At 59.8% G+C, this 15217-nt stretch carries 14 protein-coding genes; 8 read left to right on the forward strand and 6 right to left on the reverse strand.

Going from position 1 to position 15217, the window contains the following annotated elements; translation table 11 throughout:
• Window positions 1-9 precede the first annotated feature (9 nt).
• Window positions 10-969, reverse strand: coding sequence for an AraC family transcriptional regulator (locus JWR14_RS00805; RefSeq protein WP_299699725.1), 960 nt, complete (start codon window positions 967-969; stop codon window positions 10-12).
• 212 nt (window positions 970-1181) lie between these two features.
• Between JWR14_RS00805 and JWR14_RS00810 the strand changes: the two genes are divergently transcribed.
• The gene (locus JWR14_RS00810; RefSeq protein WP_299699728.1) at window positions 1182-2063 is read left to right on the forward strand and encodes an NAD(P)H-binding protein; all 882 of its coding nucleotides are present in this window, start codon (window positions 1182-1184) and stop codon (window positions 2061-2063) included.
• Entirely contained in the window at window positions 2064-2255 is a 192-nt protein-coding gene (locus tag JWR14_RS00815; RefSeq protein ID WP_299699731.1) for a hypothetical protein, read from the forward strand. It abuts the gene before it with no gap.
• Between the two features lie 24 nt (window positions 2256-2279).
• Here JWR14_RS00815 and JWR14_RS00820 read toward each other — a convergent pair whose 3' ends face one another.
• Entirely contained in the window at window positions 2280-4364 is a 2085-nt protein-coding gene (locus JWR14_RS00820) for a pyridoxamine 5'-phosphate oxidase family protein (RefSeq protein WP_299699734.1), read from the reverse strand.
• A 58-nt stretch (window positions 4365-4422) separates the two neighbouring features.
• Window positions 4423-5073 (reverse strand): glutathione S-transferase family protein, encoded by a 651-nt coding sequence (locus tag JWR14_RS00825; protein ID WP_299699737.1) that lies wholly within the window; start codon window positions 5071-5073, stop codon window positions 4423-4425.
• Between the two features lie 125 nt (window positions 5074-5198).
• Here JWR14_RS00825 and JWR14_RS00830 point away from each other — a divergent pair, with 125 nt between their 5' ends.
• A complete protein-coding gene (locus tag JWR14_RS00830) occupies window positions 5199-6110 on the forward strand; it encodes a LysR family transcriptional regulator (RefSeq protein WP_299699740.1) in 912 nt (303 codons plus the stop codon).
• Window positions 6111-6134: 24 nt separating this feature from the next.
• On the opposite strand, the gene JWR14_RS00835 is transcribed toward JWR14_RS00830, so the two are convergent.
• Complete coding sequence (locus JWR14_RS00835; protein WP_299699743.1) at window positions 6135-7382, reverse strand: acyl-CoA dehydrogenase family protein; 1248 nt, start codon at window positions 7380-7382, stop codon at window positions 6135-6137.
• Window positions 7383-8110: 728 nt separating this feature from the next.
• On the opposite strand from JWR14_RS00835, the gene JWR14_RS00840 reads away from it, so the two are divergent.
• Window positions 8111-9391, forward strand: coding sequence for a lactonase family protein (locus tag JWR14_RS00840; protein ID WP_299699746.1), 1281 nt, complete (start codon window positions 8111-8113; stop codon window positions 9389-9391).
• Window positions 9392-9520: 129 nt separating this feature from the next.
• The gene (locus JWR14_RS00845) at window positions 9521-10435 is read left to right on the forward strand and encodes a LysR family transcriptional regulator (protein ID WP_299699749.1); all 915 of its coding nucleotides are present in this window, start codon (window positions 9521-9523) and stop codon (window positions 10433-10435) included.
• 5 nt (window positions 10436-10440) lie between these two features.
• Here JWR14_RS00845 and JWR14_RS00850 read toward each other — a convergent pair whose 3' ends face one another.
• Complete coding sequence (locus JWR14_RS00850) at window positions 10441-11097, reverse strand: peroxiredoxin-like family protein (RefSeq protein ID WP_299699752.1); 657 nt, start codon at window positions 11095-11097, stop codon at window positions 10441-10443.
• 308 nt (window positions 11098-11405) lie between these two features.
• Between JWR14_RS00850 and JWR14_RS00855 the strand changes: the two genes are divergently transcribed.
• A complete protein-coding gene (locus JWR14_RS00855) occupies window positions 11406-12173 on the forward strand; it encodes an SDR family oxidoreductase (RefSeq protein ID WP_299699755.1) in 768 nt (255 codons plus the stop codon).
• Between the two features lie 127 nt (window positions 12174-12300).
• On the forward strand, window positions 12301-12588 hold the full coding sequence (locus tag JWR14_RS00860) for a DUF1330 domain-containing protein (protein ID WP_299699757.1): 288 nt from the start codon (window positions 12301-12303) through the stop codon (window positions 12586-12588).
• Window positions 12589-12882: 294 nt separating this feature from the next.
• On the opposite strand, the gene JWR14_RS00865 is transcribed toward JWR14_RS00860, so the two are convergent.
• A complete protein-coding gene (locus JWR14_RS00865) occupies window positions 12883-13125 on the reverse strand; it encodes a hypothetical protein (RefSeq protein ID WP_299699760.1) in 243 nt (80 codons plus the stop codon).
• A 475-nt stretch (window positions 13126-13600) separates the two neighbouring features.
• Here JWR14_RS00865 and JWR14_RS00870 point away from each other — a divergent pair, with 475 nt between their 5' ends.
• Window positions 13601-14947, forward strand: a complete 1347-nt coding sequence (locus tag JWR14_RS00870; protein ID WP_299699763.1) for a Rieske 2Fe-2S domain-containing protein — start codon at window positions 13601-13603, stop codon at window positions 14945-14947.
• Window positions 14948-15217: the final 270 nt, after the last annotated feature.

The following is a 15217-nucleotide window of genomic DNA, read 5'->3' on the forward strand; positions in this document are numbered from 1 at the left end:
GTCATCGACTCAACGTGAAAGTGGTTTCTTATGCGTTGTATTCGCTGTATTCGCCGGAGTGGGAACCGCAAGCTGGACCGTTTGCCCGCTGTCTTTTACGATCTCGCGCGGCGTCAATCCAAGCAACCGATTCCTCCAGTGCGCCATATGGCTCTGATGAGAAAAGCCCGTTTCGAGCGCCACCTGGCTGGTGCTGAGCTTGCCTTGTATTAGCAGCGCCTTTGCGCGTTCAACGCGACGTTGCACGACGTATCGATGCACCGGCACGCCAAGCGTCTCGCGAAACAGCACCTTGAAATGCGGCACGCTAAGTTGAGCCAACGCGGCGAGTTCGTCAAGCGTCAGGCGCTGGTCCAGATTGCTTTCAATAAAGTCGATCACGCTGGTAGCCGTTCGCGGCGCCAACGTACGCCGGCGGCCTTCGAGCGTGGCGATGCCGCCATCGGCGCCGCTGCCGGCTAGCCTGATCACCATTGCTGTACAGAGGCTTTCTGCAAAGAGCGAATCGGACGCATCACCGGCTTCGAGTTCTGCCTGCAGCGCCCACGCCAGATGCTGAAAACGCGGATCGCGCATCTGGAGTTGCGGACGGATCACGGCAGCGCCCGATTTAAGTTCGAGCTGCTCGAGCGTCTTCTGCGTGAACGATTCGCTGATCCAGATGCTGAGGATCGTACAGTCCGATTCGTCGGTCCATTGGCCTTCGAGTCCTGCGGGGATCACGTCGGCGTCGCCATGCGCCTGAACGCGCGCATAGCGACGTTGCTCGCACAGGCAGCGCGCCATCACCGGCGGCCCGACATGCACACCGACGCGGTGATGCGGCATGGCCGGAATCCGGTGCGTGCCCGCCGAAATACCAAGCAGCGCCGCACCAAAGCCGTTCCAGCCTCGACCGCTGCTGGAGCGCAAATTGACGCGGGAGCCTGAAAGCGGCATGGGCAATGGCATGGGTGTCACGGCATTCATGGCAGGTCCTCGCAGAGGTCGGCAAGCGAGCATTGTGCTGGGTTTTCCGTCAATTTGCTCGACGTCGTAATGGGGCGGCATCTTGCGCCCGGCCATTTTGTGGCGGCGCCGCAAAACAATCATCCGTATCTGCGCATGCCGATCCTTCCCTGCGCGCCCGGAACGCTCAACCTCCTTACGATGACGACATCCAGACCAACAAGGAGTCGAATGTGTTTGTGATATTCGGAGCATCGGGCAAAGTAGGGCGCGTGAGCGCGGCATCGCTTCGCCATGCGGGCCATGCGGTCAGAGCCGTGGTACGCAATGAAGCTCAGGGCGAGCAGCTTGCGCGGATGGGCTGCGAGATCGTGCTTGCCGATCTGCTGAACCCGGCATCGGTAGAAAGAGCGATAGAAGGTGCGGATGCAGTACAGATCCTGTGTCCGGTCCCGATCGGTGACGCACATCCCGGCGGCACGATGCATCGCATGATTGAAATTGCAGCCGATGCATTGCGCGCGAATCCACCCTCTCATGTACTAGCGCTGTCTGACTATGGCGCGGAACTGGACCACGGTACGGGCATCACGTTGCTATTTCATGCGCTCGAAAAGCAGTTGCAAACATCGGTTCAAAACCTGACGTTGTTGCGCGCAGCGGAGCATATGCAGAACTGGGCACGGGTAATACCAGCCGCGCTCGCAACGGGTAAATTGCCGAGCCTGCATCACCCACTGACCAAGGCCTTTCCGACGGTGGCGGCGCAGGACGTGGGGCTGCTCGCGGCAGAGCTGCTGCTGGGGAAGTCACGCGGGGTAGTCAGCATCGAAGGTCCCCGGCGAGTCTGTGCACTTGATGTCGCCCGCGCGCTGAGCGAGGTGAACCGGCGCGAGATCAGCGCGCATGAAGTGCCGCGCAATGAATGGCCGGCCATGCTGCTGCGCGCCGGTCTTGTCGCCGACCATGCACAGCTCATTATGGATCTCTACGATACGCACAACGCGGGCCGCATCGACGTGGAACAGGGAATAGGCGAGCGGCGGTTCGGAACGACGGAACTCACTGAAGTCCTGGCTTCGATGCTGCCAGACAACGCAGCGGTGCCTGGCTAGATGAGCCGACCGACATTGAAGAACGCGACGTACTCCATGCGTGCGCCGACGGTATCCGCAACCCGCCCACGCCGCATTACGCGGGCGTGGCTTGCGGTCATCATCGGCGTTGCCGGGCTGGTTGGCGGCTATCAGTTTCAGCGCATCTTGAGCGCTCTACCCGACAGCAACGACGACTTTATTTTCTTCTGAGCAACAGCCACTACTACGCCGCTGTCACAGGTCCAGTACAACCGCCGACTCTTCGCCCGAACCCATCCTCGCGGGAATTGCGCTGCATATCAACGCATGTCCCGCCGGGATCTCGCCCTCGCATGGCACGGGATAGGTCACGTCGCCCGACAACACGCGCGTCGCACACGTACCGCACACTCCGGACCGGCAATTGGAAGCCACCGACACGCCGTTCGCCTCTGCAAAATCCAGCAGGCTTCCGTCTTCCGGCGACCACTGCGCGTCGCGCTGCGTACGCATGAACACTACCTTCGATGACCGCTCGGGGTCGCGGGGCGCAACGGGCTTCGTGACCGACAATGCCGGCTTGGCGCTTTGTGTCCGCTTGACACTCGCCGGTCCGAACGCCTCGAAGCGAATCCGGTCATCGGCAATATTAAGTGCACGCAAGCCGGTGTACATATCCTGCATGAATGTGCCGGGGCCGCAGAGGTAAAAATCGTAGTCACCAAACGGCAGCACGCTCTTGAGATACTCAATATCAACACGGCCCACGGGACCTGCATCAGCCTGGCTGTCACGCAGATGCACCGAGAGGTTCGAGTGCGCTCGCTCAGCAGCCTTGAGTTCGTCAGCGAACGGGTGCTCTTCGGCTCGGCGAGCACCATGGATAAAATGAATATGCTCGGGCCGCGCACGCCCGCTCTTGTCGTTAAGCAAGCTGTTCAGCATCGCGATCATTGGCGTAATGCCAATACCTGCAGACAGCAAGACCACCGCGCGGCCACTCGACCGATCCAATACGAAAGCCCCGCCCGGCGCCTTGGCTTCGATCTCCATGCCCGCCTTGATGTTCTCATGCAGCCACGTCGACGCCGTACCCTCGCGCTTTACCGTGATGCGATACACCGATCCTTGCTGGGCATCGGAGAGGGTATAGGTTCTGATCAAGGGCGCTCCGAGCCCTGGAATGTGCAGACGGATCGGCAGGAACTGGCCGGGTTCGTACGCAGGAAGCGCTGATCCGTCGGCGGCTTGGAAATAGAACGACCGCAGGCCGGGAGCCTCCTCGCTGACCTTCGAGACCTTTAACTTGCTCCACGCGTTCGCGGCTATTTGCTTGGTCTCCGGCGCTTTCCAACTACCCGTCTTCGCAAGTTGCGGCGCGTATTGCACACCCGACCAGCGCATGGGCAGCGCACGCGGAGTGCGACGGACCTCACGCACGTGCCAACGAATCAAGCGCTCGGCGCCATCGAACGAATAAACTTCCGCGCCTTCCCAGATGATCTCGGCATCCACGGCCAGATACAGCAGATCACCGCTGTCGAAGTCGATCACAAGCAACCCCGCGCGCGGATCGTGCATCAGGTTGCCGATAGTATTGAAAAACAGATTGCCGCTGAAATCTGGTGTGGTCAGCGTGCTGTCATCATCGACGCGAATAAACCCCGGCTTGCCGCCACGATGCGACACGTCGGCACCTCGTCCCAAGCCTGCTTCGTTCGATGTATTCGCGCTGGCGACGAAGAACGTATCGGCCCGTGCAAGCAGCGCGCGGTCAGCATCGTTCAGACGATTAGAAACAAGCGGCGCTGCCGACGCGGCTTCTTTCATGTCAAATTCGACAGGCGTCCGGCTCTGGATGTACTTGGCGCAGTTGCCGAAGCTCTGGCTGACGGCAAGCGTGATCGCTTGATCGTCCATAGCGGTAATGACACCGTTCACACGATTGCGCCGCCGCGTAGCAGGCTGAATGCCGAGGCCGCCTATGACCGATCCAACCTGCCACGTGGGCTTGAGCGGATCGCCCGCCAGACTCCGGCCCGCTATACGCAAAGTGTGTTCATCGGGCGCGGAAATAAAACCTGGTGCGCCGATCCGCACCGTGGCCCACGGTTGGCCCGTTTCATCGACTCCACCGAGCACCATGAACGGCTGTTCCGCAAAGAACCGGCGATGCTGCTCGGGCATGTAGTCGCGAATCCCGCGACGCGCGTCGACGTCCATCCGCTCGCGCACGCCCGCACTTTCCTGCGCGGCGAGTTCGCCGGCATGGAAAGGTGATTCCACAGCACGCCAACCCGAAGGCGGCGCGGTAACAGGTGCAGGTGCAAGAGCGGACATGATGTTCTCGGTATTGGAGAGAAGTGTGTGCCGTGCGGGAGTTACGTGAGCTAGTGCGTTACGTGGTCTCGGCGAGCAGGCCGGCCTTTGTCGCGGGCATTGCCAGGAAACGCGGCAGCGCCTCGACGCGCTTCAGCCACGCGCGCAAATGCGGGTACGGTTCGAGCGAGATACCGCCTTCGGGCGCGTGAGCAATGTACGTATAAGCAGCGATGTCCGCGATGGTCGGCGTTTGTCCCACCGCGAACGGTTTGTCGCGAAACTCGGGATCGATGATTTCGAAGAGGTCTTCCGCCATCTTCTTGGCGGTCGCATAGTCCTTCGGCGCGCCGAATACCGTGACCAGTCGCGCGGCACAGGGACCGTGCGCAATCTTTCCCGCTGCCAGCGACAACCAGCGCTGCACCGCCGCCGCGCCGACCGGATCGTCCGGCAACCACGACGCATCGCCGTATTTACGCGCGAGGTAGACAAGGATCGCATTGGAATCGGACAGGACAACATCGCCGTCTTCGATCACCGGTACTTCACCGAACGGATTAAGTGCCAGATGCGCCGGCTTGCGGTTATCGCCGGCTTTCATGTTGAGTTCGATGGTGGTGAAAGGCAGGTCGAGCAGCGTCAGGAACAGCTTCGCCCGATGCCCGTGGCCGGAAAGCAGTGTGGTATGGAGACGTATGGGCTGGAGCGGTTTGGGCAGCGTGGGCATGATGCACTCTGAAAGGGTTTGAACCGGGTTTAGACGGGGTTTGAATGAAGCCAGCATAGTGCGCCGCATAGGGCATGAGAAGACGGATAATGTTGGTTACACAATCCTCTTAAAGTGGACAATCCATGACTAGCCTGAGCGCTGTTAACCTTAACCGGCTGGTGGTTTTCGCGGCGGTGGTCGAGGCGGGTTCGCTGACGGCCGCGGCCGACCGTCTCGGGATTGCGAAGACCATGGTCAGTACGCACATGCAGCGTCTGGAGGCGGAGGTCGGGGCGACCCTGCTCATGCGCACCACGCGCCGGGTCAGCGTGACGGAGGCGGGCAGGACGTTCTACGAAGCGAGCCGGCAGATCCTGAGCGCCACCGAAGAGGCCATCTCGGCACTGGCGCAGGAGTCGGGCGTGCTGCGGGGAACGTTGCGCGTGGCGACACCTATCGACTATGGAGCTAGCGTGATCGCGCCGGTGCTCGTCGCGCTGCAGCAACGCCATCCGGAACTCAGGATTGAACTGGTATCGGCGGACCGTCAGGTGGATCTGGTCGCAGAATCAGTCGATGTCGCGATCCGGCTCGGGCGGCTGGCGGACTCGAGTCATCGCGCCGTGAAGATCGGCGGCTTCGTCAAGTGGCTCGTCGCGAGTCCTGCGTTTGTCGCCCGCTGGGGCAAGCCGACCACACTCGAAGCGGTCGCGAAGTTGCCGTTCGTCGCCATGTCTGCCTTACAGAAGCCGCTGGTTGCACCGCTCGAAAGCACGCGCGGCGGGAAGCGGACTGTGCGCTTCAGTCCAGGATTTTTCGCCGACACCGCGCCGACCTGTCGCGCGGCAGCATTGGCCGGCGGCGGCGTGGCCTACCTGACGAATTTCTCGATTGGAGAGGACGTTGAAGCGGGACGGCTGGTGCGCTTGTTGCCGGCGTGGTCATCGCCGCCCGCGGGCATTCACGCCATCTTTCCTTCGGCACGTTATCCGGTGCCGAAGGTGCGTGTGTTGATCGATGCGCTGAAAGCTCATCTGGAGACGAACGGCGGGTAGGCGGATACGCCGTGTACAGGCAGCTTACCTGGGTGCAGGTCCTGCGCCCGGTCCCGCGCCGATCTTCCAGGCGTAGATGGGTTCCTTCTGGTTGATCGACCAGTCGCCAACGAGTTTGGCCTTGTACACGATCGGGTTATGCGACGAGACCGCGCGTGCGTTGCGCCAATGGCGATCAAGCGCCTTGCCGCCGCCAATGGCCGATGCACCCAGCGCATCGAAAAGATGGGTTGAGGCGCGCAACGCAAGTTCTGTCGCCACGATCTGTCCTTTCGCCGACTCTATTTCTGCTTCAATATTGAAGCGGTTTTCGGCATCAGTGTCATCGGCAAAACGCGCTTCGTATGCGCGTTGCGCCGGCTCCGTCGCCCGCAACGCGATCGCTTCCGCGGCATAAGCCCAGGCTGCAATTTCTCCAACCACTTGCTGAATCTGAACGTCCTGGCTGACATGCGGCGCATTGCCGTGGCTATAGATGCGCTTGCGTGCGCGCACCTCCGCTGCTGCATCGAGTTCAGCCGCCCGGGCGATGCCGGCCAGCGTCGCAAGATGGAACAGTTGATAGAAAGCAGTCTGATATTTAAAGCGCCGCGCGAAGTCGACAACATGACCCGGTTCGACCGATGCGTCCTTGAATACCGTGGTGCCACTGCCCGTGGTGCGCTGACCAAAACCATCCCAGTCGTCGCTTAACGTCACGCCCGGCTGCTTCGCGGCCACCGCGACAATTACGTCGCTGCCGTCTTCAGCACGCTGCGCATAGACATCGATCCAGTCCGCGAAAATGCTGCCCGTGCTGTAGTACTTCTCGCCGTTCAAGACCCATCGGCCGCCTTGTTTCGATACTTGGGTGTTGACGCCGCCCAACGCGACGTTGCCGACTTCAGTCCACGCATTGCCGAACAGGTCGCCGCGTACGAAACGTTCAAACCACTGGTCGCGTTCGGCGCTTGGCGGCGCGTTGACCACGTCCTCGACGAAAGCAAAGTGGCCACGCAATGCCTGCGGGAGATTCGAATCTGCGACACCGAGTTCGATCAGCAAACGAAACAGTTGCTTGATGGAGGCGCCGGCGCCGCCATGCGACACAGGCACGCGCAGCGCGCCAAAACCCGCTTGCTTAAGCTCCGCGATCTGATCGTAGGGCAGGGTCCTGAGCTGGTCGCGCTCGACCGCGCCTGCAGCAATGCGTTCGAAGATGGGCCTGAAGCGGCTGGCGACACTTTCGTAATCCGCTCCAACCGATAACGCGACAGGCGGCAGTTGTGTCATGTCGAAAATCCCTGGGTGTTGTTGATAACGAGGCGAAAGGCGAGCTAATACGCTGATGCGAGCGCGAAGGTTTTCAAATCTAGCCGATCGACTCCACCCGCGTTAGATCGTTTTCCGCAAAGTTTATCGGCCAGGGCTCATTGCGTCCGGCGGTCAACAGCATTGCATCGATACCGATGTTTCAGCGTCTATTCCCTTTGCTGCTCCGCAAACAGTTTTTCTAGCCATTTGCTAAGTAATCCTTTGTATGCCGCAATTACCAGGCTCGCTGCCTTACTGCGACAGACCCGGTTTCAGCGACGGAATCAGACCTGGAGGGCCGGACTTGCGGGACATGTTGCAACTGTGATGTCGAGTGTTTTTGATCAGTTGACGCGTCGACATTGCATGCTAGAATAATCTTCAATTAAAACATATATTCCATAATTAAGGAATGTAATGCTGGAGACGCAGACCCATTCCTGGTCGACCCGACTGCCGGCATCGTGCGGATCAAAGAGCGTCGGTGCACGCATCGCACATCCAGAACGACAGCATTATCCGCGGCATGAAGATCAGCAAGCAATGCGCGCACATAAGTACGGTTATCTGATGCACTGGCGCGAAGTGCCATAGCGCCGAGCGATGAATCAAAACTTTCAAGACTTGAACCGTTTGCAAGACGGTTATCTCTGTAGCGGCGCTCATATTCACTTGGGGGCTGTCGGTCATCATCCAGGAGGCAAGCAATGAGCAAAGTTCGAAATCGGAATCTTGATGTCCATGCATCGCAGGCGCGACGTGCCTGGCTCAAACGCGTGAGCGGGCTGGCAGCCATGTCGGCCGTGGGGGCTCTGTCTGTAGCTCGCCCCGTGCAGGCGGCGAGCGCGGCGGCCAAAGCGAGGACGGGCGCGCCGCTATTCGCATACGTTGGCACCTACACGCCTAACGGCCTTGGCATTCATCGCTTCCAGGTCGACCCGACAACCGGCAAGCTTGACGCGCTAGAGCCGGTGCGTGGCATCGAGAATCCGAGTTGCCTCGTCGTCGACCGGCAGCAGCGCTTCCTGTTTGCCGTTAGCGAGGTGAAGAACTACAACGGCACGACGAACGGTTCGGTCAGCGCCTATGTCATCGACCAGGGCACTGGTTCGTTGCATCTGATCAACACGGTCAATTCACAAGGCGCGGGACCGGTGTATCTAAGTCTGCATCCGAACGGCCGCTTCCTGCTGGTTGCAAACTACAACAGCGGAAGCATCGCGGTATTTCCAGTGGCGAGCGACGGCACGTTGGGCGACGCCTCTTCTGTGCAACAACCACAGGCTCCCGCAGGCGCACAACACGCGGCAGAAGGCGTCCCTGGGAGCTTTGCAGTGAGCGACCACGACGGTTCGCACGCGCACAATATTGTGTCTTCGCCAGATGGGCGATTTGTGATTTCGACTGACCTCGGCGTCGATCGTACCTATATCTGGAAGTTCGATGAAACCACTGGAAAGCTGTCGCCGAACGACCCACCATTTGTCGCCTCTTCGGCCGGCGCGGGGCCGCGACATGTCGTGTTTCATCCGAGCGGCCGGTATCTGTACGAAGTCACCGAAGAAGCGTCGACCCTGGTCTGCTATGCATACGACAGCGCGCGGGGCGTGCTGACACAATTCCAATCCGTCTCGACGCTGCCAGCCGCCTACCAGGGCACGAGCTTCGCATCGGAACTATTGCTTTCACATGACGGCCGCTTTATCTACGTGGCGAACCGTCTTCATGACACGATCGTCCAGTTTCGCGTGGGCACGGACGGCCGTCTGACGCGCGTGGGTGAGATTCCGACCGGTGGCGATTATCCACGGGTGATCAAGTTTGATCCGTCGGGCCGGTTCCTGTATTCACTGAATCAACGCAGCGATCAAATCGCGATCTTTGCCGTCGATACGGCCAGTGGCAAGCTTCGATTTACGGGCACCTACGTGGCGGTTGGCAGTCCATCGGATATTGCTTTCGCGTCTCCGGCCATCACAGGAAAGTAGCGCGCCACGCGTCGTCCGAACGCGCGCTTCGAGCTTTGGCACCTTGGGACTCCGGCGCCAGAGACAGCATGCACCGATGCTCGGTAGACTGTGCTATTTGATTCTGAACAGTTTGCAGGAGAGCCGTACATGGACCGCATGACCGCGATGGAAACGTTCGTCACCGTAGTCGACGCAGGTTCATTTTCTGCCGCGGCTCGCCGGCTGAAGTTGGGCCAGCCGGCGGTCTCGAAGGCGATTGCGCAACTCGAAGAGCATCTTGGTGCGCGGCTCCTGCTCCGATCAACGAGGGGCCTGACGCCGACGGATGCAGGCCAGCGATTCTACGAGCACGCCCGTCGCGCAATCGACGAAGCGGATCAGGCCGAGCAGTCAGTACGCGAATCGTCGGACGGGCTTTCGGGACGCTTGCGCATTGGTGCGGCCGTCACGTTCGCGCGGCTACATGTCCTGCCCGCGCTCAAGACCTTCCTCGACCAGCATCCGAAACTCAGTATCGACATCCTCCTCGACGATCGCTCTATCGATTTGCTCGAACAGGGCGTCGATGTGGCGCTCCGCATGGGGTCGCTCGACGACTCGACGATGACCGCGCGACGCATCCTGCGTGGGCGGCGACTGGTGGTGGGAACGCCGCGCTATTTCGCCGAAGCCGGGATTCCGAAGACGCCTGCCGAGCTGAGCCGCCACCAGGCGATAGTTTATTCGCTGCGAGGCGGCGGCGAGTCGTGGTCGTTTAGCCGCGATGATGGTTCGGAGGTCGCCGTGGTCGTGTCGGGCCGGGTGAGCGTGAGCGCTGCCGAGGGCATGCGCACTGCAGTGCTGGGGCACTTGGGTCTCGCGGTCGCGTCGGAATGGATGTTCTCCCCCGAACTCGCCGACGGCACTGTGCAAGCCGTTCTCACCGAATGGACGCTGCCGCCCATCGATGTCTGGGCAGTCTTCCCGTCTGGCCGCATGGCGACAACCAAGGCGCGGGCCTTCGTCGCTTTTGTCGAGCATCTGCTTGGTGAGAGTGGTGCCAGTACTCAATTCGACCAGTAATTTGCTTACGCTTTCGCGGCGGCCTTTTCGAGCACCGGGAACATGTCGCTTGGATCAGGCCGACGCGTGTAATCCGGATTGACTTCCGAGTACAGCACGACACCGTCGCGCCCAATGACGTAACGCGCCGGCATAGGCAGGGCCCAGCTCGGGTCGTCATTGAAGGCCGCGAGGTCATTTTCCAGGAGTCCATATAAATCGATGAGGTATTCCGGTAGCCTGAAGCGCAGGCCGAACGCCGCGCTGGTCTCGCCGCCGACGTCGCTCAGCACTGGGAAACTCAACCTGTTCTCGCGCACCGACTTGCGGCTATTAACCAGCGTCTGCGGCGAGATGGCGACTACGTTCGCACCATGGGCGCGAATCTCCCGCAGCACTTCGTTGATCGCCCGAAGTTCCAGGTTGCCGTACGGACACCAACCTCCGCGATAGAAGGTCACCACGAGCGGTCCCTGCGCGAGCAGATCGGCAGAGGAGACGTCGTTGGCGTTCTGATCCTTCAGCGTGAACTGCGGCGCGCGGTCGCCAGCCTTGATGGCGCGGCCAGCCTGACCGCTCGCAGCCAGTTCAGCAGTCGCGCGCTCCATGATCGGGTGGATTTCCGGCGGCTTGCCGGCCTTGAAGCCGGCCTTGAAAGCGTCGAGTCTGTCTTGCCGTGCCATTGCGAATCTCCTTGAGTGATTGAGGTTGCCGGAGCCTTGAGTCCATATCTCGCCTACCAGCAAGGCGAACGTGTCGACTGTTACGCGTTGCCGCTCGCGATAGCCACACATTGAAGCGCTCAGGTCAGCAGGAGAAGACGCGTTTCGTGGATAACAGTTATTCCTCGCACATGACTACCGCGCATTCCGGCACGAGCAGAAGATACGCATCAACCAGTGCATGACTGCATTGGCGCACATGCAGCAGTCAGCTAATGCCTGCGCCTAAGCATGTAAGCGAACCTTTCAAATTCACTATTGAGGTAATCATGACCCAAGCTCTTAAAGGCAAACTCGCACTCGTGACCGGCGCTTCTCGTGGCATTGGCGCGGCCATAGCAACCCGTCTTGCACGGGACGGCGCATCGGTCATTGTCCACTACGCGTCGAGTCCGGAGCGTGCAGCGATCGTAGTCAACGCGATTCGCGATGCAGGCGGCGAGGCCGAGGCAGTCGGCGCCAATCTGGCAAAGCCCGAGGGTGTCACGGCGCTGACCGATTCGCTGAACGGAGTCTTCGGCGGCAAGTTCGAAGGCCGGCTGGACATCCTTGTCAACAACGCGGGCACGGTCGAATACGGACCGTTCCTCGAGTCGTCGGATACGTCGTATGACACGCACTTCAATCTGAATGTGAGGGCACCAATCGAACTGGCGAAGGACGCGGCAAAACGCATGATCAAGACAGGCTGGGGGCGCATCATTAATGTGGGCTCCGCTTTCGGTGAAGCTGCGCCGCTGCCTGGTGTAACGCTTTACATCGCGTCGAAATTCGCTATTCGGGGTTTCACACGCGGTCTTTCGCGCGAACTCGGGAAATTCGGTGTGACGGTCAATGCAGTTCAGCCTGGCCCGATCGACACCGAGCTGGCTCCTCAGCCCGGAACGGAAGAGCACGCAACGATGACCAAACTCGCCAGCGTCGGCCGCTTCGGTAAGCCCGAAGAAATCGCGGCAGCAGTAGCGTACCTGGCGAGCCCGGAAGCAAGCTACACCACCGGCGAAAGTCTGACGGTCGATGGGGGGTGGATTGCCTGAGGAAGCGAAGAGCGGGTGCAATCCGCGGAAACTGCATCCTCCGTTCGCATGCCATCAGTATTCAGTAGACTGAGCGGTGTAATCAGCGTGTTTGATCCTTCACCTATTTTTTTCAGGAGCAGAAAGCATGGCCACGTATATCGTTTTTACGCGAGAAAGCACACAGGACCAGACTGAACTCGATGCTTACCAGGCCAAGGTGGGCGCGTCCTTTGCCGGTCATCCGATAAAGGTTCTTGCGGCCTACGGACCGCAACAGGTGCTCGAAGGGCCGGCACCCGAGGGTGTGGTCATCGTCGAGTTCCCGGATACCCCCTCTGCCCGTGCCTGGTATGACAGCCCGGAGTATCAAACGGTCGTGCAGCATCGCTTCAGAGGTGCGACCTATCGGGCTGTTCTTGTCGAAGGAGTGTAGAACCCTCCGACGCGCGAAATGCACGGGCCATCCCGGCCACTCATGCTCGTCGTAAGCCAATTTCGAGGCGCATTTGGCGTGTCATTCGCCAACCGGCTCCCATGTCGGTTGGCGGTTAATGAGAATTGCCCTTTTGCAAAGCGCTCATCCCTTCTCACGGATCTCGGTGTCGAGAATGAGCGGATCCGGCTATCATTCGCCAAATATAATAAGGATGCCAAATCGCTATTTGAAGCGCAGTCACCCCAGCACCCGTGGCCCTATGCCTTCAGAACTTGCACCGGCCAAACTTAATCATTTTGAGCGCGAAGCGCGCCGGTGCTTGAGCCAGACGAGGCCGAACAACACAACGCTAATGGCGGTAAGAATGGCGCCCGCGACCATGCAAATGGGCGTGAGCGCGGGGAAGAAGTCTCCGCTTTTGTCACGCGTGAAAGCCCAGGCGCCGCCATCAAGCATCAGCCCGCAAAATCCGGTGGCCACCGCTGGTTCGATGCCGCTCGACCCGGTCGGCAGTTTTCGAGGTAAATCCGGCACCGGCTCGCGTTTAAAGGGTGACGTATATTTATGTGACTCGTCAGCTGGGTGTTCTGTAGGCATGGCATTGGCGACATTGATTAAGGGTGCCAGTGTATAGCGGTAGCATCATGTTCGCGCGCTCGCAAAAACCAACGATTGGACTGGTCGATTTGAAGTATTCCGTGCGCTTACAGCGGTCGTCTTCGAAAAAATACCCGCCTGGATTTTGCTCCTGGACCTTTAGCGCAACACATCCCGCTATCGCAGTTCACGTGCAATGAAGTAACTACTTGGCTCAGGTTTCTTTAACCGAACCAAGCCGCATGCACTGTTCCCGCTCTCCTCCTAAGCCATCCATCACGCAGATTGCCGCTCTTCCAAGCGGTTCAATGAGCATTCCGTCTGCCAGAATTTGTGTCGATTGACAGAACGGTGGTCGAAAAATATTCTGACTTCACTAATTCTGGCTTCACAACTGAAGGAGACTAAAACAATGCTCAGCCCCGCAATGAACGAACGTCTGACGCGTGTCGGCCCAGGAACTCCTGGTGGCGAACTGATGCGCCGCTACTGGATTCCGATCGCGCCCTATTCTCAACTCGACGACAATCCGGTGCGCAAGGTGCGCATTCTGGGCGAGGACCTGGTCCTGTACAAAGACAACAGCGGCAAGCTCGGCCTGGTGGGGGATCGCTGCCTGCACCGCAATGTCGATCTTCAATTCGGGATTCCAGACGATTGCGGCTTGCGCTGCCCGTATCATGGCTGGCTCTTCAATCAGGAGGGCAAATGCATCGAGCGGCCAATGGAAGCAACCCCGTGCGGGGAGATCAAGCAAAAACTCAAGGCGTATCCGGTGGAGGAACTCGGCGGACTGGTGTTCGCTTACATGGGCCCGGCTCCGGCGCCCGCGTTGCCGCGCTGGGACCTGTTCGTGTGGCCCAACGCGATCCGCCAGATTGCCATCATGCAGATCAACTGCAACTGGCTGCAGTGCCACGAGAATACGGGCGATCCCACGCATAGCGCCTGGGCGCACGGCCACATGTTCCAGTACGTGCTCAAGCAGCAAGGCCGCTTTGAAGAAGCTACCGCGCAGGCCGAGCACACGCTGCACACGCGCTTGAAGACGGGAGTAGGCATCAAGGAGCTGTACGCTCACCCGACTACGCACGGTTTTGCCAAGGGCGTGAATTACTCGCAGGAACTGGGGGCGGATAGCGACTACACTCGCGACCACTCCACGGTGATCTTCCCGTTCTATACGCAGACCGGCAAGACTGGCGCACCGCGCAGCGAGTATCAGATTCGCGTTCCGATCGACGACACGCACACGTATCACATCTGCTATCAGGTCTACGCGGCGCCTCCGGGAGTCGAAGTGCCAAAGCAGGATTCGGTGCCGTGGTACGAGCCGCCGCGTCATGATGAGAACGGTCGTCCGATTCTCGACTACGTGTTGGCGCAAGATGCGCTGGTATGGGACGCGCAAGGGCCGATCACGGACCGCAGCGCGGAGTTGCTCGGGCGCACGGACGTTCCGATCGTGCTGCTGCGCCGTCAGCTCGATGAGCAGATTACACGTGTGGAGCAGGGCGAGGAGCCGATCAATTTCTTTCGTGAATCACCGGCGATTATCTACGGCACAGGTGAAGCGCCGGACTACAGCAAGCCGCTGTTGAAGCACAACTTCCGCAAGCTGTATCACAAGGGATTCTTTAACGACGATGCTGACCGTTATGGGCCGGCGCTCGAGATGGTCAAGGACTTGCATCGGCGCATCGAGGAGTTTGAGCTCGCTCAGGGCACAGCCACGGCGACTGAAAACGCTCCCGGCTAACTCAACCTCAAGCTTCTGAATAGCGTCACTTGAGAGGGTCCAGCAGCCAAAGTCTGACCGAGGTTTGACCGAGGGTTTAACCGAGACTGTCACTCGAACGTTAAGCTGGATCCTCGAAAATACCGTTCGCATAGTGTCATGCCAGGAGCCGTGCCCCACGCGGCCAGGACTGCCTTGGTTCAGCTAGCCGCTGCCAGGGAATGTGAGCGCAGTGCCGGCGAGACCGGCATGCCCGCAGTATGGGTAGAAAAAAGATAAATGGAGACATGA

Origin of the sequence: Caballeronia sp. (assembly GCF_028292365.1) — a bacterium.
Taxonomy (GTDB): domain Bacteria; phylum Pseudomonadota; class Gammaproteobacteria; order Burkholderiales; family Burkholderiaceae; genus Caballeronia.